Genomic DNA, 24,587 nt, shown 5'->3' with positions numbered 1-24,587 from the left:
TTTTAATAAGATTTTTACCAGTATGAAATGGCTTTGCTATCGAGAAATTCTTTAATTCCCCAATGTCCCCCTTCACGGGCACGACCAGAAAACTTCACACCTCCAAAATAACTTCCATCAGGTAATCCATGTCCGTTGACTTCTACCATACCGGATCGTACTTGTGCCGCAATACGACGACATTTGTCGCGATCTTGTGATTGAATATAGTTTGTAAGACCATACTCAGTATCATTTGCTAAAGTGACGGCCTCTTCTTCTGTACTAAAGGCAAGAATCGAGAGAACGGGACCAAAGATCTCTTCTTTGAAAATACGCATATGAGGTTTTACATCAGCAAAGACTGTGGGACGAACATAATAACCGCGTTCCATCCCTATAGGTAAACCAGTTCCACCTGCAATAAGAGTTGCTCCTTCATCAATTCCTGATTGGATAAGATCTTGAATTTTATCATATTGTTTTTTGAAACGACAGGTCCAATATGATCTCCCTCTTGGCTGTTTGCTCCTACTTTTGTTGTTTCTGCAATATCTTTCGCTATTTTATGGCCTTATCATAGATGCTCTGTTCCACGAGCATACGAGTCGGTGCATTACAGCTTTGTCCACTATTATAAAAGCAGTGTTGTGTACCGCGTTGAATAGCATCTGAGTCGGCATCAGCAAAAATAATGTTTGCTCCTTTTCCTCCAAGTTCTAAACAGACTCTTTTTAAAGTAGCACTGGCATTTTTAGAGATATCTTTTCCTGCTCTGGTTGAACCCGTAAAGCTAATCATTTCTAGATCTGGATGTGTTGAGAGGTAAGAGCCGACAGTTGCACCATCACCATTGATTAAATTAAAAACACCGGCAGGAAGTGCGGCTTCATCTAGAATTTCAGCAAAAAGCATAGCAGAAAGAGGTGCAATTTCAGAGGGTTTTAGCACCATGGTACAGCCAGCCAAGAGAGCAGGGATAACTTTAAGAGTCACTTGGTTCATGGGCCAATTCCATGGCGTAATTAATCCTACGACGCCGATAGGGTCATAGTGAAGGATTGCTTGCTCATTTCCTTTTATTAAAGTTTCTTGGAAGGAAAACTCTTTATAAGCTTCGATAAAATCGCGAATATGGGAACTTCCCGCTGCGGTTTGCGCATTAAGCGCCATATCAATCGGTGCTCCCATTTCCATTGAAATGGTTTTTGCCATGTCTTTGGATCGTTTTTCATAAATCTCTAGAATTTTTTCAACAAATCCAAGACGCTCGCTCGGTGACGTTTTTTTCCATTTTTGAAATGCTTCTTTTGCTGCGTTAATTGCTTTATCAGCATCTTTTGTACTTCCAAGGCTAATGACAGCACAAGCCTCTTCTGTTGATGGGTTAATGACGTCAAAATCGTGAGGCGTACTTGGGTTATCCCATAGACCATTGATATAAAATTGCCGTTTATTAAACATAATTTACTCCCTTTTTTTATTTGTGTTTATGTAATTACGATTGTCTTAGTCTAAGCCTTTTTAAACAAGGATAACAAGGATAATCTTATGAAAACACGAGAAATCAGATTGTACGATGATCATCAAACATAGAAGTTAAAGAGAACAATGTTTCTATAACTGTTTGTATTATTGGAACTAATCGTTGTTATGGAATAGGGGAAAAGAGGGGGGAAGACAGTTTTCTTAACGCTTTTTTATTATGAAGTTTTCTTCAAAATATAAGGGAATAGGAGCTATGTAACATTATAAACGGGACAATTTACATCGTAAATATGCAGAAGGGACATTGATTAAGTATTCTGGCATTATTTTTTTCATTAAAAAATAACCAACAGCAAAAGGTTATTAACCTTCATATGATAGTTTTTATGAATTCTTTTTGAAAAGGTCATTTTTTTCATTGCTATAAATTTGTTGGGTGCCCATGCATAACTCGAAAAAAAAATCTATTTCTACGTCTTCTTTTTCTGATGATGATACGCAAAGTGCATCAAGAGAAGATTTATCGCTTAAAATTACGGAGATATTTCCTTATCCGGAAGTATGGAAAAAGGCATTTACCCTCGGAAAAAATGTCCGTTTTACGCGAACTCCAGAAGTTGAGATTTTACGTCGTCGTATAGAAACAGATCCAATTTTTGCAAAACAATTTAAGATTTTTACCAAGCAAGATCGAAAAAGAATTACAGATCTTGTATCTTGTAACAAGAAAACAACCCATATTCCATCGACAAAAAAAGCCATTAATCCCCAATCGATAGAGAATAAAACGTCAGTTTGTCATTCAACAGTTTTAAAGCAGTTGTCGCAACAAGCTGCGAGCATACCATCAGAAAATATCCGCCTTGAGGAAGATAAACAAGAGCATGCGTTGCAAGTGGAAAATGTGCTACAAAAAATAAAGCCTGCTTTGCATCTTTCTGATGATGCATTTTTTGAGTGTGGATCTTTGATATTTGAGCATGTGGAACCTCAAACTTCAAAAGAGGATGAGACAGCGATTGATAAAACAAATGAAATTATACCGGGTGTTCCTTCTGCTTTTGATGAGTCAATAACGGCTCTTTACCGCGTTCTTGAATACCGCTTTCCGCAACTCTATGATTCTATTACATCAGAATCTCCAGCGGAAAGGATGAAAGGTGTTGAGCAAATTTCTGATTTAATGAATACGAGTAATGATACTGTGAAGGAGTCTAAAGAGTGTCATTCTAAGTTTTCTGTTGAAGATTCTGCTCATATGTTAAATGATACTGAGGCGTTAAGTGATCCTGGAGATGCTATAGAGACTGAAGAAAACAATAATACTGTCATCCATAATAGTGTTGCCCATAATAGTGTTGATTGTATAAAAAAAGATGTCACAAAGAATTCAAAAGATTTGTCTGCGATGCAAGCACAGGGTAAAACTAAAACATTGCAATCTACCTGCACAGCATTGGACAATCGCACATCATTAGGCAATTATAATCCTACTTTTATGAAAAATATTCAATCTATTGATGATGATGTTTATGAATTTCCTCCGATCAGTTTATTACAGAAACCTATTTTTCATGAAGGGACGATGATTTCTCAGGAAACATTAGAACGTGGTGCTGGACTTTTGGAAAGTGTTTTGGAAGATTTTGGCATTAAGGGTGAAGTTATCCATGTTCATCCAGGGCCAGTGGTAACAATGTATGAATTTGAGCCCGCTGCGGGTGTAAAGTCATCGCGCGTTATTAATCTTTCTGATGATATTGCACGTTCTATGTCTGCCATTTCCACACGCGTTGCTGTCATTCCTGGACGCAATGTTATTGGGATTGAGTTGCCTAATGCGGTTCGTGAAACTGTTTATTTACGAGAATTAATCCAAACGCGTTCTTTTCGTGAAAGTGAATTTAAACTTGCTCTTGCTTTGGGAAAAGGGATTAATGGGGAACCTGTTATTGCAGAATTAGCAAAAATGCCGCATCTTTTGGTTGCAGGAACAACAGGATCGGGAAAATCTGTTGCAATTAATACAATGATTTTATCGATTCTTTATCGTATGACACCACAGCAGTGTCGTTTGATCATGGTTGATCCTAAAATGTTAGAGCTTTCTGTTTATGATGGCATTCCACATCTTTTAACACCTGTTGTTACAGATCCTAAAAAAGCGGTAACCGCTTTAAAATGGGCAGTTCGAGAAATGGAAGAGCGTTATCGTAAAATGGCGAAACTAGGTGTACGTAATATTGATGGTTTTAATGCACGTGTTGCACTTGCGGCTCAAAAAAGCGAAACGATCATGTGTACTGTAAAGTCCGGTTTTGATAAAGAAACAGGCGAAATGCTTTATCATGAAGAAGCCATGGATCTCACGCAGCTTCCTTATATTGTCGTGATTGTTGATGAGATGGCTGATCTCATGATGGTAGCAGGGAAAGAAATTGAGAATGCCATTCAGCGCTTAGCACAAATGGCGCGTGCGGCAGGTATTCACCTTATTATGGCAACGCAGCGTCCTTCTGTTGATGTTATCACGGGGACAATTAAAGCAAACTTTCCTACTCGCATTTCTTTTCAGGTCACATCAAAAATTGATAGTCGTACAATCTTAGGTGAACAAGGTGCTGAAACGCTTTTAGGTCAAGGAGATATGCTTCATATGGCAGGCGGGGGACGTATTGTGCGCGTTCATGGACCTTTTGTCTCTGATGAAGAGGTTGAATCGGTTGTTGCACATCTTAAAATGCAAGGAAAACCTGATTACTTAGCAACAGTTACGGATAATGAAGACGCAAACAATGAGGATGTGGCTGCCAATTCAATAGATGAAGTTTTTGAAGAAGAAAATTTTGATGAAGAAGGTGAGAGACTTTATAATCAAGCTGTAAAGATTGTTGTGCGTGATAAAAAATGTTCAACATCTTATATTCAGCGTCGACTTTCAATCGGCTATAATAAAGCAGCTTCTCTTGTTGAGCGTATGGAAGAAAAAGGCATTGTGGGTGCTGCTAATCATGTTGGAAAACGTGAAATTCTACTCGATGAAGGAAAATAAAAAAGCACATTTAAAAATATGTGATTTTGAAAATATCTGACAATCATTATTTTAAAGAGCGAATACGTGTTTTATTTTGTCAGAGCAGATGTGACTATCTATTTATTTTTAATATGGAGCAAAAGCTAATACAAAAGGGCGGAGATATTTTTAACATTTTTCGATGATTGGGAATGTAAAGAAATAAAACAAATCTTTAATAAGAGAAAAAGTGATTTTTGTTTTTTTATTCTGATTGAAAAAGCTCCTTTGGTCAAATAATACGGTGGTATGTTTGTTTTTTTTTTCTTCTATAGCGGTTCTGATCAATGGAGTCACGATCCTTACGAAAAACAGAATACCATTATATTGTATAGTCATGCGCTTTTTTAAAAGAAATATCTGATAAGGTTCCCAAGCTCATTTTGTGACGGTGTTTATAAATGGTATAGCGGTAAAGCAGCTATTGAGCATCACAATCTTTACGCTTATGAAATAACCTTTACGCTTAATGAAATAACAAGCAGGTACCATTACACACTTTGCACGCTACCAATTGCCACAGATCTTGGCTCTTGAGATAGTTCATGAGAAGCATTTTATCTATACGCCAATCCCACTTATAACATGCAAGCGCATGATTTTGGTTGATCCAATATGAGAAGGATTGCGATGAAAAAATCTCACTCTATTCGGCGTTATAATTCAAACTGAAAAAATAGATTTGTGATTATAAATCTATTTATTGACGATAAAAGTCTTTTTGGGAGGCATTATAAGAAGAATACTCAATATACAAGTTTTGTTGCATTGGGAATTTTAAAGCGCTACGCTAAGTTCGTTACCATTTGAATTATTGATGTAAGAAGTAAGGTTCTTACGAGAAGTTTTATGGAAAAGAGCTTTTAAATTTCAGATTTTTATAATGCAACATACTGATTTCTAATGATAACTGCCGTCATTTTTGAATAAAAGTCTTAAATATCGTAAAATTTTCTTATTTCAAATATGTTTTATGTTGAAGCAATCAAAATCAGTTTTTTGTACAACATAAGGAGAGTTAGCATAGGGATAAAAACATAAAAAAGGAATAAAAATGCCTCTTATGAACGCATTTCCAATGTCAAGCATATTAATAACATTTAAGGATTGAACGAGTATAATGATGGTGCTAGTAAGTTCTTTCATGAATATAAAATGACAATGCCGAATGCTTTGATATCCTTTATGAGGATCTTGATATTCCATCATTTACGGATGCCGTCATAAAATAAGCTTTGAACAAGATGTTTTTTTAAGACAAGCGTATGAATTGCGCAAAACAAATATATTCTTCTGGGATACTACTTTATGTGAGGGGCATATTTCTATTATTGTAACAAGCTTCATTACAATAATAGCTAAAGACGCAACAATGTTGGAGGATTCTTTTTACTCTTGTTTTGTTGGCGAAACAGTCAAAATTTTGCTACAGATAATTGATAGCGAGATATCAAGCTATTTCAACTAGCAACGGGTATTTATAAGTAAGTGAGCATTATTCGTTTAAGAGTCAATCCAACACTTTTTTTATTTTAATATGTCATTAAAAGCAGATAAGCCAAATACAAATAAATTAGAATGTAAGCAAGAAGCGTTTCATTTTACACCAGAGCTTTTGCCACGACCTTTTACGTGGGAAATCGATTGCAACGGTTTATTTTGTGAAGTTTCAAAAGAGCTCGCTGAAGTTGTTGGGCCTCTCTCTTCCTCTATTTTAGGATGTAATTTTCATGAGCTTGCTTATCAATTTAATGATGAGCGATATCAGGTTCTCAGTCATTTTATTGAGGCGGCTATACCTTGGAGTAAAGAGATTGTTCAATGGCCCGTTGATGGTTGCTCACAATGGCTTGATGTTGAATTGTCGGCTTTGCCAATTTTTGATGTTAAAAAGCAATTTAAGGGATTTTGTGGCTTTGGTGTTTTAAAAATACAAGAAAAAGTTCAAGAAAAAAGAGATGAAAAGCTGGAGACGGAAATGCCGTGTCTTACGGAGATAGAACGCTTAGCTTTTCGTGAGATTGCAGAACATTTACGTGATGAATTGAATTCATCGGTTAAGGAAGAGAATTTTGTTGAAGAAACAGCGTTTCAGTTATCATATCCACAAACAATGCCGGTAAATGCTATAGAACAAGCTCTCATAAAAGAACCCGCTGCGGTTTTATCATTGTTGGAGACAGCAACAGATGGTGTTTTATGGTTAGATGAACAGGGTTTTATTCAATCGGCAAGTAGGGCCGCTTTAGCATTAATAGGGTATGAAATAAATGAACTACGAGGACAGCCATTCTCTTCATTATTTACTTTGAAAAGCCGTCTTTTGGTTGAAAAATATTTTAAATTAATTCGTATGAAGGGAAAAAATCAGGGTTTAAAGTGCAATGAAACGGCTGATTTAATGACGAAAAGTCACCAAAATATAACCGTTCTTATAACGATTGTATTTTTGGCACAGCAGGGCAATTACGCTGTTATGCTGCATGATATGACAAAAACAGTACCATCAGAAGAAAAAAAAGCAGAAGAGAATAAAATCGTTGGCATTGTACATGAAATAAGAACACCTTTGAATGCTCTTATTGGTTTTGCGGAAATTATGAGAGAGGGCCGTTTTGGTTCGATAGAAAATGAACGTTATCATGGATATTTGCGCGATATTATCTCCTCTGGAAAACATATATTATCGTTGATCAATCAATTACTCGAATGTTCGAAAGCAAATTATTCTGGTTCCAATAACCAGACTGGTTCCTCCCTTATTTCTGAAACATTTGATGTGATATCTTGTTTACGTGCGACGATAGCTTTTCTTGAAACTCAAGCCAATCATAACGGCGTTATCATGCGCATTGTTGCTCCACCTCATGTTCCATGTATTCCTGTATCACAACAAATGTTTCGCCAGATTATGTGGAATCTTCTTTCCAATGCTATTCGTTTTACTCCATTGGGTGGACAGATTATTGTTCATGTTTCTTTTAGAAAAGAACGTGTAAGAATTTCAGTGAGTGATAATGGTGTAGGGATGAGCGAAGAAGAAATTGCACAGGTCCTGCAACCTTATGGTCAAATAGAGCGCAAAGATGGTCGGTCTGGTGATAGTGCCTTTATGGGAACAGGCTTAGGCCTTCCGATGTGTAAAGCAATGGTAGAAGAAAGTGGGGGAGAATTTTTATTATTCTCAAAACCCAATCATGGAACAACTGTGGAAATGTTTTTTCCACATGTTCCATGATGTAAATTTTGTATAAAGTTATTTTTTCTTAGCCAAAAGATCTCTAATTTCTGTTAAAAGTTGTTCTTCTGAAGAGACTTTTTTGGGCGGGCTTTCTTCTTCTTCTTTTCTACGGATTTTATTCATGGCTTTAACAAAGAAAAAAAGAACCCAAGCAATAATGAGAAAATTGATCAATAAAGTGATAAAGTGTCCATAGCTAATGGTTGCTCCTGCTGCTTTAGCGGCACTCAATGTCGCTTGTTTTTCGCCAGCAAGTTGAATAAACATATTAGAAAAATCAATTCCACCTGTAATAAGCCCAATAATTGGCATAAAAATATCGTTGACAATTGAGTTGACCAAACCGCCAAAAGCGCCTCCGATAATCACACCAATAGCAAGATCAATCATATTACCTTTTAGGGCAAATTCTTTGAATTCTTTAAGCATTGCGTTTTCCCCTTTATGTAAGCGATATACGGTAATTTACTTACCGCTTTTGATGAAAAAGGAAAGAGCAGATTTTATTTTTAAGATTATAATACAAATATTAATACTATTTTCCAAGAACTTTATAAGGTTTCATAAAGAGCTCTATGGACTCTATTTTAAGTACATAGATTTCATAGAGAAAGGCTTTTTTGATAAAAACTGCATCTGTACTTTTCAACGAAAAGTCGAAAATTAAACTTAAGTTATATAATTTGCGCAACATCTTTCTGATAACATTTAAAAAGAGAGATTTTAAAGGATATCACAAGGTTAGGCATATTGAGTATTGAGCTATTAGGAAGCTTTGCGCATGAATTATTATATATTAGCATAAAAAAAGCATTGGGAATAAAAAATTATATTTTAGTTTTGGTATGAAAAATAGAAAGATGAACTTAAGAGTAAGACTTATAATTTAATCCCCTCTTAGTATGTGATAGAGTCATTAGAGGCGCGAGCTTATCTAAAAGCTTACTGTATTGCATAGGTTGAAAATGATAATAATTTTAACAGAAGACAACCCATTAATTTATTTATTATAAATCATCATTTTAACTTGAAAAATAACGCTGAATATCATGAAATTTTCTCATTACAGTTCCTTTTAAATCAAATAAAATCACGTGCTTGAATGGCATAAACGGGGCTGATGTGTTGATAAAAACACCAGAGAAAGAACTAAAAATACCTCTTATAAACTGCTTTAAATGCTAAGAGCTGTAAAAACATTGGGAATGAGAAAAGTGTGTGATAGTGCAGGCTTGTTGTTCTCTATCAGTTTTATACACTTCATGGGGGATTTATCGTTATAGCCTTCATGGGCAGTGTCACAAAATGGGCTGAAGAGCATTAAGAAATACTTCTTTAAAGAAAGCACGTGAATGAGCAGCCCAGTGGTGTTCTGTTTTATATGAAGGGATATTGCCTCTATTGAACCATATTTTCATCCATTGGAAGATTATATGAATTTATAGATCCCAGAGTGATAGGGTTCGCAAAATCATTTTGGTTTGCAAGTTACTGGTGTGATAGGTAGAGTTCAATGATCAACTGTCATCACTTAAGCTGCATATTAAACGGAGCACAGATAGATGCAAAATTGTGTGTTAACCCATCAGCAATAGCAAAGAAAAACAACAATTCTTAAAAATTTTATCAATACAATACAAACAGTTGAATATCATTCTGCTAAAATGGTGCAACAATGGCATAAATGTAGATGATTTTACAGACTATGTATTCTCAATGCTAGCAGAACAATAGTTTGATAGAGCAAGCTTTATTTCTGTTGTTAGACAAAGGAACTTTTGGAATAGAGATAATGTTCTTTCATAAAGATACGATGAGTTTTCTTGCAAAAAATATCACAAGACCACAGCTATGATGAAGATCTATAGATGTCTCAATTCATACAGGCATTTTACATTTTATAAGATTTATAAACCTATTTAACGATCTGAACAATTGTGAAAAAGAGAAACATAAAGTAATTTTTTCTATTCAAGTTTTGTAAAAATCCACGCGAATGACGATGCTGTAATGAAAATTTCTTATGGAAGGGGGAATAATATGCCCTCTTGGTGATCTTTTTGTGTTAAAAGATGTATGTGAGGTGCGATGGATCATTTTTATGTTTTGGAGAAGGATTGATGAGTTTTTTTCGTTGTATTGGCCGTTCTGCTTTATTTATGTTGGATCCAGAGCATGCACATCGTTTAGCGATTGTCGGATTGAAAAGTGGATTAAACGGTTGTCAAAAGGTTGTTGATAAACGATTATGTGTAACGATTGCAGGGCTTGAGTTTAAAAATTTTATTGGTCTTGCGGCGGGGTTTGATAAAAATGCCGAGGTTGTTGATGAAATTCTTCGTTTAGGATTTGGTTTTACTGAAATTGGGACAGTGACACCAAAGCCTCAGATTGGCAATCCTAAACCACGGCTTTTTCGTCTAAAAGAAGATGAAGCAATTATTAATAGAATGGGGTTTAATAATGACGGGCATCAAGTTGTTTACAACAGACTGCGGACATGTAAAAAAACGGGTATTGTAGGGATAAATATTGGAGCTAATAAGGATACGGTTAATAAGATTGACGATTATACTGTTGGCATTGCTCATTTTTATGATATTGCGGATTATTTTACGGTTAATATTTCTTCTCCCAATACGCCAGGTTTGCGCGATTTACAGGCTCGTGATAGTTTACGTCTTTTGTTGAATGCCATTTCAAAAGCACGAAAGGAGCAAGAGAAAAGACGTGGATTCTCGGTTCCCATTTTTTTAAAAATTGCTCCAGATTTATCAGAGAAAGAATTGGATGATATTGCTGAAGAAATAAAACTTTCTGATTTGGATGGACTTATTGTTTCCAATACGACTCTTTTACGCCAAGGTCTTAAAAATATTCATTTTAGCAATGAAGAAGGTGGGCTTTCTGGACGTCCACTTTTTGAGCGCTCTACAATTGTGCTTGCAAAAATGCGTCAAAAGCTAGGGAGGGAGATTGCAATTATCGGCGTTGGTGGTATAAAAGATGCTGAAACTGCTTTGGAAAAAGTAAAAGCTGGTGCAGATTTAATCCAATTATATAGTGGGATGATTTATGAAGGTCCAAATCTTGCCATAACGATTTTGAAAGAGATTTTACGGATGATGCAACAAGATGGTGTTGATAACATAAAAAGCTATCGTGATCATCGTCTTGAGCATTGGGCAAAATTTCCTTTGTAAAAGACATTTTTCTTCACAAAAAATTGCGAGATTTTTTTTTAGGGGCTTGCAAACTTTGTTGATCTTCCTTATGTCACGTAAGCAGAGAATAAATGTTTACAAAATCGTGAACAGTTATGATAGGTTTTCTTTTATGCGGTTGTAGCTCAGTTGGTTAGAGCGCTGGTTTGTGGCACCAGAGGTCGTAGGTTCAAATCCCACCAACCGTACCATTTTCCTTTGTACAACTATTCTCATTTTTCTTGCTTTATTTCTTCCTTTAAAAAACTGCGATTATCATTTTTTTGGGTGTACGAACGATAACAGAGTAAAGACTTTTCTCTTGTGTTTTTCTTTTTTGTACAAAAAAGCCAAAGCGTCTTAATGAGTAGAGATCTTGTCTAAAAAAGGTACTTTCTAGATTTATTGCTTTATTTTCAATGGAATAGAAAATTTCCGTCTTTAATTATGCAAAACAGCGTGCCAACTTAGAGGGCAAAATTATTACTCTTGCAAAGCAAGGCAAAAAAGCAAAATGATCAAAGTGTGGTAATGTGAACAGATCTAGCTAATTTGCGTAAGCGAAAAGAGATAAAATAAACACAAGAAACTTTAAAAAATAAAGAGAACAATTTATATGACACTTTTCATGAAAGTAAATTTGCAGAGGACACAGAAATAATAAGAAATAAATAGGATAAAAGGGATTGCGACGTACAAAAAAAATATTCATAGACATTTTCTACTAAGCGTAACGGAGAAGCGCAAAGATGAGTATAATAGCGGGTGAGCGTAAAATAGAGGGCATGAGTCAAAGCCCAGTTAATCCAGACATAGAAAAGTTAAAAGCAGCCTTTCCGCAATGTTTTGTTGAGGGAAAGCTGGATATAGATCAGTTATTAAATTTATGTGGCGAATATATTGATAATGATTTTGAGAAGTTCAAATTTGAATGGAAGGGTAAAGGCGCGAGTTTAAAGCTTGCGCAAAAGCCTTCATTTGCGACCTTGCGTCCGAAGCGCGAGGAGAGCGTGAACTTTGATCATACGCATAATCTTTATATTAAGGGCGATAATCTTGAAGTTTTAAAGCTTATTCAGCGGGCTTACTTTCAGCAAGTTAAGATGATTTACATTGATCCGCCCTATAATACGGGGAACGACTTTGTCTATGAAGATGATTTTAAGGACCCGCTAGCGCGCTATAAGGAAGTGACGCGCCAAACGACCAAATCGAACCCTGAGACAATGGGTCGTTTTCACACGGCGTGGCTCAATATGATTTATCCGCGCTTGCGTTTAGCACAGACGCTTTTGCGTGATGATGGGGTAATATTTATCTCGATTGACGACCATGAAGTACATAATTTGCGCAAAGTGTGTGATGAAGTCTTTGGCGAGGAAAATTTTGTTGCGCAATTGGTATGGGAACGCGCTTATGCGCCAAAAAATGATGCACGTTATGTGTCTAAAAGCCATGATTATATCTTGATGTATGCCAAATATATTAGCGCCTTTACTATTGGTCGCTTACCGCGCACAGCGGAGGCGAATAGTCGCTATAAAAATTCTGATAATGATCCAAGAGGAGTGTGGCAGTCAGATAATTTGACGGCTAAGCGCGTAACGGAAAAAGATATATACGAGATTATTACGCCTTCGGGTCGTAAAATCTTGCCGCCTGCTGGACGGAGCTGGGTCGTAAGCAAGGAAAAATTTAAAGAAATGCGGGCTGATAATCGTATTTGGTTTGGGCCTGATGGTAATAATACGCCACGGATTAAACGCTTTTTAAATGAACTCAAATTTGATGGCATGGCGGTGACGTCTCTCTTGTTTTATAAAGAGGTTGGTCACAGCCAAGAAGGTGTGCAAGAGGTCACTGCCCTTATGGAGCGGGCGGTATTTGATGGGCCAAAGCCTTTGCGGCTTTTGCAACGGCTGTTGACGATTGCCAATGTGCAAGAGAATGACATCATTTTCGATTTTTTCGCGGGCTCCAGTACAACAGCACATGCAGTGATGGCTTTAAATGCGCAAGATGGCGGCAATCGAAAATTCATCATGGTGCAATTGCCTGAGTTGTGTGATGGGAAGAGCGAAGCTTATAAGGCAGGTTATAAGAATATATGCGACATAGGAATTGAACGTATTCGCCGCGCTGGTGCACAAATCAAGCAAAAGCATGAAGCAGAACTCACACGCGCGCAGCCTCTAGACATCGGATTTCGCGTGCTAGAGCTCGATAGTTCCAACTTTCCCATATGGGATGATAGCCCAATTGATCCGAATGCATCTGATGTTAAAGAACAATTGCAAATCCGCTTTGATCATATTTTAAAAGGGATAAAGCCCGAACGCTCTCATCAAGATATTATCTTCGAGATCATGCTTAAATATGGTTGGCCACTGGATTTAAAAATTTATCCTTTACCAATCAATGGCAAAAATTTCTATTATATAGGCCAAAGCGAAGGGGATGTATTGGTGATTATAGCTATAGAGCCCCCCTTTGAACCCGAAGATGCGGAAGAAATGATAAAGCACTTACCTATAAAGATCATAGCGCTTGATGCGACCTTTGAAAGTGATGAATCGCTTATTAATTGCGACTTTATCTTTAAAGACAATGAAGTAAGTTTTGATAAAATTTAAGCTATAGAGAGACGATTGGGGCGACGATATGAAACTTAAGTTTAAACAACAAGAATTTCAAAATGATGCGGTTAAAAGCGTCACTGATTTATTTAAAGGCCAATCACAACAGGATTCTTCTTTTTCCTTGCGTTCAGAACAAGGACAATTAGCGTTAAATGAATTTGGTTATGGTAATCAATTATTTCTCTTGTAAAGCAAAATGATCAAAGTGTGATAATGCGAACAGATCTAGCAGACTTGCGTAAGCGAAAAGAGATAAAACAAGCACAAGAAACTTTAAAAAATAAAGAGAACAACTTATACGACACTTTGCATGAAAGTAAATTTGCAGAGGATACAGAAATAAATAGGATAAAAGGAATTGCGACGTACAAAAGAAATATTCATAGACATTTTCTACTAAGCGTAACGGAGAAGCGCAAAGATGAGTATAATAGCGGGTGAGCGTAAAATAGAGGGCATGAGTCAAAGCCCAGTTAATCCAGACATAGAAAAGTTAAAAGCAGCTTTTCCGCAATGTTTTGTTGAGGGAAAGCTGGATATAGATCAGTTATTAAATTTATGTGGCGAATATATTGATAATGATTTTGAGAAGTTCAAATTTGAATGGAAGGGTAAAGGCGCGAGTTTAAAGCTTGCGCAAAAGCCTTCATTTGCGACCTTGCGTCCGAAGCGCGAGGAGAGCGTGAACTTTGATCATACGCATAATCTTTATATTAAGGGCGATAATCTTGAAGTTTTAAAGCTTATTCAGCGGGCTTACTTTCAGCAAGTTAAGATGATTTACATTGATCCGCCCTATAATACGGGGAACGACTTTGTCTATGAAGATGATTTTAAGGACCCGCTAGCGCGCTATAAGGAAGTGACGCGCCAAACGACCAAATCGAACCCTGAGACAATGGGTCGTTTTCACACGGCGTGGCTCAATATGATTTATCCGCGCTTGCGTTTAGCACAGACGCTTTTGCGTGATGATGGGGTAATATTTATCTCGATTGACGACCATGAAGTGCATAATTTGCGCAAAGTGTGTGATGAAGTCTTTGGTGAGGAGAATTTTAGAAACGTTTTTATCCTGAAACGTTATGATAAAAATATCAATAGTCAATTCATTCAAGATGGATTGGTTAGCTTTAATACTGGTTTTGAGTATGTGCTTTGCTATGTTAAATCTAGCAAATTTAAATTTAACCCTGTGTATCGGGAAGCGAGTGAGCAACGGCAGGCTGCAGGATACTGGAAAGGTTTCTGGAATAATGCTGATCGTCCAACGATGCGTTATGATATTTTAGGCTTTACGCCAAATGAGGGGCAATGGAAATGGTCAAAAGAAAAAGCAGAGGAAGCGATTGCAAATTATGTTGATTACTTAGAAAATCATTCCTCTATTTCACTAGAAGAATACTGGAGAAAGACGGGTTTCACTAAAAAATTTATACGTAGAAACCCGTCTGGCAAGGGGAAAAATATGGGCGTTGAACATTGGATTCCGCCTACAGAAAATATTTTACGAAATACAAACTGGTTAGATCATTTTGCTTCTAAACCGTTAGAAGATTTTAAGGGGGCGTTCGATTTTCCGAAAAATCCAGAAGCGATAAAGGTTTTATTAGAAAGTAGTACAAGCGAGAACGACATAATCCTCGATTTTTTCGCGGGCTCCAGTACAACAGCACATGCAGTGATGGCTTTAAATGCGCAAGATGGTGGCAATCGAAAATTCATCATGGTGCAATTGCCTGAGTTGTGTGATGGGAAGAGCGAAGCTTATAAGGCAGGTTATAAGAATATATGCGACATAGGAATTGAACGTATTCGCCGCGCTGGTGCACAAATCAAGCAAAAGCATGAAGCAGGTTTACTCACACGCGCGCAGCCTCTAGACATCGGATTTCGCGTGCTAGAGCTCGATAGTTCCAACTTTCCCATATGGGATGATAGCCCAATTGATCCGAATGCATCTGATGTTAAAGAACAATTGCAAATCCGCTTTGATCATATTTTAAAAGGGATAAAGCCCGAACGCTCTCATCAAGATATTATCTTCGAGATCATGCTTAAATATGGTTGGCCACTGGATTTAAAAATTTATCCTTTACCAATCAATGGCAAAAATTTCTATTATATAGGCCAAAGCGAAGGGGATGTATTGGTGATTATAGTTATAGAGCCCCCCTTTGAACCCGAAGATGCGGAAGAAATGATAAAGCACTTACCTATAAAGATCATAGCGCTTGATGCGGCCTTTGAAAGTGATGAGTCGCTTATTAATTGCGACTTTATCTTTAAAGACAATGAAGTAAGTTTTGATAAAATTTAAACTATAAAGAGACAATTGGGTCGGCGATATGAAACTTAAGTTTAAACAACAAGAATTTCAAAATGATGCGGTTAAAAGCGTCACTGATTTATTTAAAGGTCACCCACAACGGGCTTCTTCTTTTTTCTTGCGTTCAGAACAAGGATAATTAGCGTTAAATGAATTTGGTTATGGTAATCAATTATTTCTCTTGTAAAGCAAAATGATCAAAGTGTGGTAATGTGAACAGATCTAGCTAATTTGCGTAAGCGAAAAGAGATAAAATAAACACAAGAAACTTTAAAAAATAAAGAGAACAATTTATATGACACTTTTCATGAAAGTAAATTTGCAGAGGACACAGAAATAATAAGAAATAAATAGGATAAAAGGGATTGCGACGTACAAAAAAAATATTCATAGACATTTTCTACTAAGCGTAACGGAGAAGCGCAAAGATGAGTATAATAGCGGGTGAGCGTAAAATAGAGGGCATGAGTCAAAGCCCAGTTAATCCAGACATAGAAAAGTTAAAAGCAGCTTTTCCGCAATGTTTTGTTGAGGGAAAGCTGGATATAGATCAGTTATTAAATTTATGTGGCGAATATATTGATAATGATTTTGAGAAGTTCAAATTTGAATGGAAGGGTAAAGGCGCGAGTTTAAAGCTTGCGCAAAAGCCTTCATTTGCGACCTTGCGTCCGAAGCGCGAGGAGAGCGTGAACTTTGATCATACGCATAATCTTTATATTAAGGGCGATAATCTTGAAGTTTTAAAGCTTATTCAGCGGGCTTACTTTCAGCAAGTTAAGATGATTTACATTGATCCGCCCTATAATACGGGGAACGACTTTGTCTATGAAGATGATTTTAAGGACCCGCTAGCGCGCTATAAGGAAGTGACGCGCCAAACGACCAAATCGAACCCTGAGACAATGGGTCGTTTTCACACGGCGTGGCTCAATATGATTTATCCGCGCTTGCGTTTGGCACAGACGCTTTTGCGTGATGATGGGGTAATATTTATCTCGATTGACGACCATGAAGTGCATAATTTGCGCAAAGTGTGCGACGAGGTGTTTGGCGAAGAGAATTTTGTTGTTCAAATTTGCCATAAGTCCCGCGCATCTATATCTAACGATAAGATAATATCGTCTAGTCACAATTTTATTTTAGTATATGCAAAAAACATAGCTACGCTTTTTTTTCAGCGACATAAGTTTGGTCTGCCTCCTATAACGGAAGGCTTTAACCAGAAAGACGCTACTGGTGAATACAAACTGATTCCTGTAGATGGGCCTGGTGGGGCTGCTAAGGGTAATCCGCATTATACGTTTGAGGGAATAACGGGTTATTGGCGTTATTCTCAAGAAACGATGCAAGAAAAATACGATCAAGGGTTAATTGTAAAAACGGCAAATGGTCTCCAACAAAAATATTATAAAGAAAAAGCATTACAATCGCGAAGAGTAGCTACGTCTTGGTGGGATGAAAAATTTTATACAGCGGAAGCAACAAAAGCTTTAAAAGCTTTATTAGGGGGAGCCTATTTTGATAGTCCGAAGCCGGTAGATTTATTAAAAAAAATGTTACTTCTTGCAATAGATCCTCAAAATAATGATATTATTCTCGACTTTTTCGCGGGCTCCAGTACAACAGCACATGCAGTGATGGCTTTAAACGCGCAAGATGGTGGCAATCGAAAATTCATCATGGTGCAATTGCCTGAGTTATGTGATGAGAAGAGTGAAGCTTATAAGGCTGGTTATAAGAATATATGCGACATAGGAATTGAACGTATTCGCCGTGCTGGTGCACAAATCAAGCAAAAACATGAAGCAGGTTTACTCACGCGCGCGCAGCCTCTAGATATCGGATTTCGCGTGCTAGAGCTCGATAGTTCCAACTTTCCCATATGGGATGATAGCCCAATTGATCCGAATGCATCTGATGTTAAAGAACAATTGCAAATGCGCTTTGATCGTATTTTAAAAGGAGTAAAGCCCGAACGCTCTCATCAAGATATTATCTTCGAGATCATTCTTAAATATGGTTGGCCACTGGATTTAAAAATTTATCCTTTATCAATCAATGACAAAAATTTCTATTATATAGGCCAAAGCGAAGGGGATGTCTTGGTGATTATAGCTATAGAGCCGCCCTTTGAACCCGAAGATGCGGAAGAAATGATAAAGTACTTACCTGTAAAGATCATAGCGCTTGATGCGGCCTTTGAAAGTGATGAGTCGCTTATTAATTGCGACTTTATCTTTAAAGACAATGAAGTAAGTTTTGATAAAATTTAAGCTATAGAGAGACGATTGGGGCGACGATATGAAACTTAAGTTTAAACAACAAGAATTTCAAAATGATGCGGTTAAAAGCGTCACTGATTTATTTAAAGGCCAATCACAACAGGATTCTTCTTTTTTCTTGCGTTCAGAACGAGGACAATTAGCGTTAAATGAATTTGGTTATGGTAATCAATTATTGATCAGTGATGAAAGCATATTAGCAAATTTACAAGAGGTACAACAGAACAATAAACTTTTGGCGAGTAAGACGCTAGAGAAAAAGCAGTTTTCTATTGAGATGGAAACAGGCACAGGCAAAACTTATGTCTATAGCAAGACGATTTTTGAGTTAAATCAACTCTATGGTTTTACCAAATTTATTATTGTCGTACCAAGTGTTGCTATTCGCGAAGGGGTATATAAATCACTGCAGGTAACGAGGGAGCATTTTCAAGCAGAGTTTGATAATTTGCCCTATCGTTATTTTATTTATAATTCAAAAGATCTTTCGCAAATTCGCCAATTTGCAAGCTCGATCAATATTGAAATTATGATCATCAATATTGATGCATTTAAAAAAGCAGAAAATATTATCAATCTTCCGCAGGATAGGCTGAATGGCGAAAGTGCTATGCGCTATATCCAAGATACAAATCCAATTGTGATTATAGATGAACCGCAATCGGTGGATAATACAGAAAAAGCCAAAGAGGCTATTGCGAGCCTTAATCCGCTTTGTATTTTCCGCTATAGTGCCACGCATAAAGATGAGATTAATCTTCTCTATCGTTTAACACCTGTTGATGCTTATCAAAAAGGGCTGGTGAAGCAAATTTGTGTCTCTTCTAACCAGATAGAGCAAGATTTTAATCGTCCCTATATTGCCTTGAAATCCGTATCACACAAACATGGCTTTAAGGCGCGTTTAGAGTTGGATATTGCGGGAAAGAATGGCACTGTTAGCCGTAAAACAGTTACAGTGAAGCAAGGTGATGATCTGTATCGCGTTACGGGGGAGCGTGAGCTTTATAAGGGCTATATTGTTTCGGGTATCAATTGCATGGCGGGGGATGAAGCCGTTGAATTTTCTGATACTGAAATCGTCAAATTTGGTCACGCACTTGGTGATGTGAATACAATAGAGCTTAAACGCGCGCAAATTTATCGCACTATAGAAACACATTTAGATAAGGAATTGCGGCTTGTACCTTTAGGGATCAAAGTTTTATCACTTTTTTTTATTGATGAGGTGGCTAAATATCGTAGCAATGATGAAGAGCCAGCGCTTTATGAGTGTATGTTTGAAGAATGTTATGAAGAGCTGTTGGCGAAAGAGAAATATGCTCCCTTGCGAACTAAGTTTGCGCAAAATGTCTCTAGCGTGCATGGCGGTTATTTCTCGCAAGACAAGAAGGGCGTGTATAAGGATACAAAGGGCGACAGCCAAGCCGATGATGACACTTATAACACGATTATGCGCGATAAGGAATGGTTGTTATCTTTTGCATGCCCTTTGCGTTTTATCTTTTCGCATTCGGCCTTGAGAGAAGGCTGGGATAATCCGAATGTATTTCAAGTGTGCATGTTGATTGAGCAAAAATCGAATTTTACTGCACGACAAAAGATTGGTCGCGGTTTGCGGCTTTGTGTAAATCAACAAGGTGAGCGGGTGGAAGATAAAGATATAAATGTGCTGCATGTCATGGTGAATGAAAGCTTTGCTGAGTTTGTGAGTACATTGCAAAAAGAATTAGAGGCGGATATTGGTTATAAACTTGGTACATTGCAGATGGAGCAATTGGTTGGCCGTTTTTATGAAGATGTAAAATATGTGGTTTCTAGGGTGGAGGCGCCGCAAGCAGAGAAGTTGGTTAAGGTGCTGGTTGAGAAAGAGCTGCTTGATGAGACGGGCATTGTAAAGGCAGATCAAGAGTCGATTAAGCGCGAACTTGAAACCATAGCAGCAGAGGAAGTTCCGCAAGAATTGCGTCAAGAAATTATGAAAAAAATTGAGACAGGTGCACCTATCAATGTTGAGACGCTGCAAGATCTGACTTATGTGACAGCTGTGACGGAAAAAAAGTTTCTGTCTTCGCAAGAGGCTGCTGATATATTGGTTGAGTTGCGTGAAAAGGCTTTGCTTACATCAGCAGGAAAAATCACAGAGACATTAAAAGCGCAATTGTCAGCTGGGACGCTGGATTTAAGTGAACATTTTAGTAAAGGGCAAGAGCGGGCTGTGATGCAGGCGCTAGAGGCGATCCAACCCATGCCGATTATTCGTAATGCTGCGCGCGAGGTGCGGGTTAAGCTTAAAAAGCAAACAGTGGCTTCGCCGGAGTTTTTGGCTTTGTGGGAGAAGATCAATAAAAAAACCACTTATCGTGCAAAGCTTGATCATACAGAATTTGTCGCCAAAGCAGTAGATGCAGTGAAAAAAATGGCGCCAGTTGCGTTCGCGCATTTGGTTTATCAGACAGCAAAGATAGAACTGGATAGTGTCGGTGTAGCCTATGAAGAGCAGTTATTAAAGCAGAGTGCGTTTGATTATGGCGCGTGTGCATTGCCGGACATTGTACATTATTTGACTTTAAAGCTGAAATTAACTGCAAAGACAATTATTGGTATTTTGATAAAGAGTGGTCGTGCGTATGAGTTTGTAAGAAATCCACAAGCTTTTTTAGAGCGCATAGAAGAAATACTCAATAAAACCCATGTTAATCTTACAATTGATGGCATTAAATATTTAAAGCTAGCTGGGCAAGAATATAGTGTTCAAGAGTTTTTTACCAGCGAAGAGCTTGTGGCGAATTTAGAGCGCACAGCTGTGGTAAGTGAGAAGAGTGTATATGACCATGTGGTTTATGAAAGCAGTGTGGAGAAAGAGTTTGCGCAAAGTTTAGATAATGACCCCGAAGTAAAATTATTTTTTAAATTACCAAGGAGCTTTAAAATTGCGACGCCCATAGGCTCTTATACGCCGGATTGGGCGGTTTTTTTAGAGCGTGATGGCGCGCAAAAGCTTTACTTTGTGCTGGAGACAAAAGGGGCGAGCAGCGAGTTTGATTTGCGTCTTAAAGAAATGCTGAAAATTAAATGCGGCAGAGCGCATTTTACTGCACTCCAAACGGGTGTGGAATTTAACATACAGCCGGTGACAAATTGGCGTGATTATAAGCGGGGGGTGGCGGTAGAGAGTGAGGACTGTGGTAGGAGTGGGCGGCACGAATGATGCTGTCTTTAGTCGCGTGTCACTAAGCCAATTTTGTGCTTTGCGAAATTCGCTAAGGATTTTGGACGCACTGTGTTTACCGCGTAATAAAACCTTATGAGTATCATGCAGAAGGTGTGCAGAAATGGGTGATTGCGTGTCTAGCTTCCCAATGTCGAGTCCTGCCACATAATGAGATAACTCTTTAACATCATCAGTCGCACTGATACTTTTTTCTTTATTTTCAAACAATAATAGGTCAGAGGGTGACGATTATGTCCTTTCTATCTGAGAAAAAAGTAGCACCGCTTGCGTACATGTACGAGTAAAAGTCAATCAACACTAGTCTTAGGTAAAAAAACGTCAATTATTTCTAATTCACCTAAAGGTTTCATGGCTTGCTCTCACGGCTTATATAAGGTCGTCTTTTCTAAAGGTGGATTGCGTGGCAAATCTATTGGGGTATAGGCTTTATGAATCTCTGAAACTAAGCTTTCTGCTATGTAGGTCATAAGGCGTGACTGCATATATGGTCGCATCTATAGCTGCGTTGTGTAGGCAGAGATCCTAAATTAGGAAAGGAGGGCTGTTTTTTTAATTACAAAGGAAGAATCCGGCGCGTAAGTGCAGCAAAATGTATTTTGAGGAGCAGTCAAAGGGGGAGGCATTTGATGACCAGCGGGTGACGGGTTAACTGGAGTATAAGTGGGCATTGTGAGGGCGGAGTTTTGGGTTAAGAATTGCGCTCCATACGCTATAAGCTTTCTGCATCTTCATAGAGGCGTTGAGATCATCGTCCAATGCAACGTAAAGAGCTGTTTTGCCTTTAGCGCTTGTTTGGCTGCTTCCATAGTGCCGCTGGCTCTATCAGCCATTATGGTGATACTTTCTTCGTCCAAAGAACAGATTAATCGATTGCGTAATAGGGTATGTGTGCTTTTTCTGACCGTGTCTTTTTTTTAAAAGCAGCTGTTATCTCGTGGCAGGGTTGGGTGTGTCTATATGATCAGCCTGCCAAAGAAATAGAAGCGTTATCGCGATAGCCACCAATAGTAGTCCAGCGATAAAGGTGGTAGCAAACTGCAATGATATAAAAGAACCAAGGACGCCGACCAAAAAGCTTCCGACCGGCATTCCAGCATAGCCTATTACCCGAAAAGCAGAATTAGCTCGCCCGAGAAGTCGCTTTGGTGTGAGACGCTGCCTGAAGGTGGTAACACCAATAAACCATAAGCTTGCTCCAATGCCAGCGATAAAGGTGACGCCCCATACGACGATAGCACTTTTTGAAAAGGCTGGAATCAGTAACAAGGCAACGGTTCCTAAACCGTCAGTGAGAACAGCTAGGCGCACCGGTGCATAGCGTATACGCGGCGCAAATAGGGCACCTGCCATTGTACCAAGCGCATAGGCTGCAAACATCACGCCATATTGGCTGCTATGGAGGCCCAGATACCGACTTTCGGTAACGAAGAAGATGAACGAGGTTAGGAATGCTCCAAATACCACCGATAGAAAGAATGTGAGTAATGTAAGGGAGGTAAGATGCCGATTTGAAAAAATGAAACGAAAGCCGGCAATGATATAACAGAAAGTGATGTTTTCTTTATTCAGTGCTAGCGATGTCGGAACAGCACGGCGAGAGGTAAAAATCAACGTGATAAAAAGCGCGATTAACAGGCCAAGAAATAGCAGTGTGCTATGCGCTAAAATGCTGCTTGTTATGATAGGGGCAAGAAAATAGGAGATCCCGAAATCTAAAAACAAGACAATTGAGTAGAAGGTCATCAATCGTTCCCCCTCCATGATAAGTGGTGGAATCGTCATGATATAAGCTTCGGCAGAAACGACGATGAACCCAGCAATGGTTGCATAGAAGAAAATTTGTTCGGCTGGAGCAATCTGTATCATAAGCAGTACGAACAGTACAATATGCAGTAGCATGAAGATGAGGAGAGCCGAGGTGGCAAGTTTTATCTTGTCGCAGCGATCAAGTAAAGTGCCTGCAAGGATGCCGAAAATTGGCCACGCTAATGAGAAGAGACCTTGCGCCCAACTGACTCCGACGACGCCATATCCAGATTGTCTTGCTAAGAGCGGGATGGCAGTGCGCAAAGCACCGCTGAGTAAGGCGAGCAGACTAACGGTTAGGCAAAAATAGCGCGTATTCTTATTGGCAAAAAGCGTGAACATTCTTTTCTCCTTAAGATGCCACACATCTTTCCACTGGTCCATCAAGTATGGCGGTTGTATTCAGCATGTTTGCGACATAGTCGTCCAACATATTCCTATCTGTCTGAGGTAGAAGGAAATACATGATGTATGATGTTGGAATACCATTGTCAACCACGCAGAGAGAGCTGGAGATCATTATCACTTTCTGCGATGAGACCAGCGCCTATGAGCTGTTGTAGGTTATTGTATATGAAAGAGGAGAGGGCGGTCCCGTCAATTCTTTCTTTTTGGGCATAGCCGTTATAAGGTCGTCGCATATACAAAGCTTTGGAGGCTTGTTGCTCCTCTGATACCCAATTGTAGTATACTTTAAGATTTTCCTTTACGTTGTATGTCGGTAATGTATTCGCTTTGACGAGGATTGGTTTGTGTGACGAGTGAGCCGCGAATCGACAGTGCTGACGCCTCGAAGCCAACTACAGAATCGTCATGATAACCATGCAAATATTGATGATAGCGGAAATAATGCGCTGAACTCGTTTGAGCTAGCGTTAGAGGAGTGTTATTGGCAATTTTGATAGAGGAATGCCCATTACACGGGGCATAGCGGCAGCTGCGTTTGGGATTAAGGATTGCTTACATTCCTATGTTTCTGACGCTTGCAGCCTGCCTTTTAACACAGCAACGTTTACTCATGTACTTGGTGGGTGTAATTTTGCATTTATCCAGCAAAGAGAACAAGCGCTTTCTGAAGTTAATTGGGGGTTAAAAGCTGATGACATCATATGCACCTCAAATTTTTACTATAGAAAAACCCCTAGCGATAGAATGATTGATGTGGTTCATCGTTTGGTAGGTTTCAGGTCAGCTCCTCTGCTTCAGTATTGGCGTGACTTTTTTGCTAATGCAGGTCTGGATCATAAAAAAAATCACGAATGAGCGTTTCGTTCTGATGATGAGAGGATCTTCGCAGATATATCATGGT

The 24,587-nt window shown here is 38.4% G+C and carries 13 protein-coding genes, 1 tRNA gene and 1 pseudogene; 11 read left to right on the top strand and 4 right to left on the bottom strand.

The features are described 5' to 3' along the window. Positions 1 to 14 precede the first annotated feature (14 nt). Positions 15 to 1,443, bottom strand: a pseudogene (locus FNZ60_RS00600) (aldehyde dehydrogenase family protein). Positions 1,444 to 1,909: 466 nt separating this feature from the next. Between FNZ60_RS00600 and FNZ60_RS00595 the strand changes: the two are divergent. After that, entirely contained in the window at positions 1,910 to 4,519 is a 2,610-nt protein-coding gene (locus FNZ60_RS00595) for a DNA translocase FtsK (protein ID WP_142415837.1), read from the top strand. A 1,558-nt stretch (positions 4,520 to 6,077) separates the two neighbouring features. Next, positions 6,078 to 7,778 carry a PAS domain-containing sensor histidine kinase gene (locus FNZ60_RS00590; RefSeq protein WP_142415836.1) on the top strand — a complete coding sequence of 567 codons (1,701 nt, stop codon included), beginning with the start codon at positions 6,078 to 6,080 and terminating at the stop codon, positions 7,776 to 7,778. A gap of 18 nt (positions 7,779 to 7,796) precedes the next feature. Here the strand turns inward: FNZ60_RS00590 and mscL are convergent, their stop codons facing one another. Beyond that, positions 7,797 to 8,210, bottom strand: a complete 414-nt coding sequence (mscL, locus tag FNZ60_RS00585) for a large conductance mechanosensitive channel protein MscL (protein ID WP_142415835.1) — start codon at positions 8,208 to 8,210, stop codon at positions 7,797 to 7,799. Between the two features lie 1,691 nt (positions 8,211 to 9,901). Between mscL and FNZ60_RS00580 the strand changes: the two genes are divergently transcribed. The 8 genes from FNZ60_RS00580 (at position 9,902) to FNZ60_RS00545 (ending at position 21,448) form a co-directional block, all read left to right on the top strand. Continuing rightward, complete coding sequence (locus tag FNZ60_RS00580; protein WP_142415834.1) at positions 9,902 to 10,984, top strand: quinone-dependent dihydroorotate dehydrogenase; 1,083 nt, start codon at positions 9,902 to 9,904, stop codon at positions 10,982 to 10,984. A 135-nt stretch (positions 10,985 to 11,119) separates the two neighbouring features. Further along, positions 11,120 to 11,196, top strand: a tRNA-His gene (locus FNZ60_RS00575). 537 nt (positions 11,197 to 11,733) lie between these two features. Beyond that, a complete protein-coding gene (locus tag FNZ60_RS00565) occupies positions 11,734 to 13,617 on the top strand; it encodes a site-specific DNA-methyltransferase (RefSeq protein ID WP_210243975.1) in 1,884 nt (627 codons plus the stop codon). Positions 13,618 to 13,645: 28 nt separating this feature from the next. Next, complete coding sequence (locus FNZ60_RS09560) at positions 13,646 to 13,813, top strand: hypothetical protein (protein ID WP_185913394.1); 168 nt, start codon at positions 13,646 to 13,648, stop codon at positions 13,811 to 13,813. Positions 13,814 to 13,836: 23 nt separating this feature from the next. After that, on the top strand, positions 13,837 to 14,064 hold the full coding sequence (locus FNZ60_RS09555) for a hypothetical protein (protein ID WP_185913384.1): 228 nt from the start codon (positions 13,837 to 13,839) through the stop codon (positions 14,062 to 14,064). After that, complete coding sequence (locus FNZ60_RS00555) at positions 14,045 to 15,943, top strand: site-specific DNA-methyltransferase (protein ID WP_142415833.1); 1,899 nt, start codon at positions 14,045 to 14,047, stop codon at positions 15,941 to 15,943. Before FNZ60_RS09555 ends, FNZ60_RS00555 begins: the two co-directional genes overlap by 20 nt. 437 nt (positions 15,944 to 16,380) lie before the next feature. Then, positions 16,381 to 18,228 (top strand): site-specific DNA-methyltransferase, encoded by a 1,848-nt coding sequence (locus tag FNZ60_RS00550; protein ID WP_142415832.1) that lies wholly within the window; start codon positions 16,381 to 16,383, stop codon positions 18,226 to 18,228. 28 nt (positions 18,229 to 18,256) lie between these two features. Further along, entirely contained in the window at positions 18,257 to 21,448 is a 3,192-nt protein-coding gene (locus FNZ60_RS00545) for a restriction endonuclease (RefSeq protein ID WP_142415831.1), read from the top strand. 383 nt (positions 21,449 to 21,831) lie between these two features. Here the strand turns inward: FNZ60_RS00545 and FNZ60_RS10360 are convergent, their stop codons facing one another. Together FNZ60_RS10360 and FNZ60_RS00540 are read right to left on the bottom strand one after the other, a co-directional pair. Beyond that, positions 21,832 to 21,966: a hypothetical protein gene (locus tag FNZ60_RS10360; RefSeq protein ID WP_281280226.1), complete on the bottom strand. Its 135-nt coding sequence runs from the start codon at positions 21,964 to 21,966 to the stop codon at positions 21,832 to 21,834. A 433-nt stretch (positions 21,967 to 22,399) separates the two neighbouring features. After that, the gene (locus FNZ60_RS00540) at positions 22,400 to 23,620 is read right to left on the bottom strand and encodes an MFS transporter (protein WP_142415830.1); all 1,221 of its coding nucleotides are present in this window, start codon (positions 23,618 to 23,620) and stop codon (positions 22,400 to 22,402) included. Positions 23,621 to 24,187: 567 nt separating this feature from the next. Here FNZ60_RS00540 and FNZ60_RS00530 point away from each other — a divergent pair. Next, positions 24,188 to 24,541 carry a hypothetical protein gene (locus FNZ60_RS00530; RefSeq protein ID WP_142415829.1) on the top strand — a complete coding sequence of 118 codons (354 nt, stop codon included), beginning with the start codon at positions 24,188 to 24,190 and terminating at the stop codon, positions 24,539 to 24,541. Positions 24,542 to 24,587: the final 46 nt, after the last annotated feature.

This window comes from Bartonella massiliensis (genome assembly GCF_902150025.1).
Taxonomy (GTDB): Bacteria; Pseudomonadota; Alphaproteobacteria; order Rhizobiales; family Rhizobiaceae; genus Bartonella; species Bartonella massiliensis.
Note: the sequence above shows the minus strand (reverse complement) of the source record. Positions and strands in the feature narration are given on the sequence as shown.

Excerpts from the sequence above, each read along its gene's own strand:
- FNZ60_RS09555 (WP_185913384.1), top strand. The coding sequence starts at position 13,837 with ATGCGAACAGATCTAGCAGACTTGCGTAAGCGAAAAGAGATAAAACAA.
- FNZ60_RS00595 (WP_142415837.1), top strand. The coding sequence starts at position 1,910 with ATGCATAACTCGAAAAAAAAATCTATTTCTACGTCTTCTTTTTCTGAT.
- FNZ60_RS00545 (WP_142415831.1), top strand. The coding sequence starts at position 18,257 with ATGAAACTTAAGTTTAAACAACAAGAATTTCAAAATGATGCGGTTAAA.
- FNZ60_RS00580 (WP_142415834.1), top strand. The coding sequence starts at position 9,902 with ATGAGTTTTTTTCGTTGTATTGGCCGTTCTGCTTTATTTATGTTGGAT.
- FNZ60_RS00540 (WP_142415830.1), bottom strand. The coding sequence starts at position 23,620 with ATGTTCACGCTTTTTGCCAATAAGAATACGCGCTATTTTTGCCTAACC.
- FNZ60_RS00555 (WP_142415833.1), top strand. The coding sequence starts at position 14,045 with ATGAGTATAATAGCGGGTGAGCGTAAAATAGAGGGCATGAGTCAAAGC.
- FNZ60_RS09560 (WP_185913394.1), top strand. The coding sequence starts at position 13,646 with ATGAAACTTAAGTTTAAACAACAAGAATTTCAAAATGATGCGGTTAAA.
- FNZ60_RS00530 (WP_142415829.1), top strand. The coding sequence starts at position 24,188 with ATGCCCATTACACGGGGCATAGCGGCAGCTGCGTTTGGGATTAAGGAT.
- FNZ60_RS00590 (WP_142415836.1), top strand. The coding sequence starts at position 6,078 with ATGTCATTAAAAGCAGATAAGCCAAATACAAATAAATTAGAATGTAAG.
- mscL (WP_142415835.1), bottom strand. The coding sequence starts at position 8,210 with ATGCTTAAAGAATTCAAAGAATTTGCCCTAAAAGGTAATATGATTGAT.
- FNZ60_RS00565 (WP_210243975.1), top strand. The coding sequence starts at position 11,734 with ATGAGTATAATAGCGGGTGAGCGTAAAATAGAGGGCATGAGTCAAAGC.
- FNZ60_RS00550 (WP_142415832.1), top strand. The coding sequence starts at position 16,381 with ATGAGTATAATAGCGGGTGAGCGTAAAATAGAGGGCATGAGTCAAAGC.
- FNZ60_RS10360 (WP_281280226.1), bottom strand. The coding sequence starts at position 21,966 with ATGCGACCATATATGCAGTCACGCCTTATGACCTACATAGCAGAAAGC.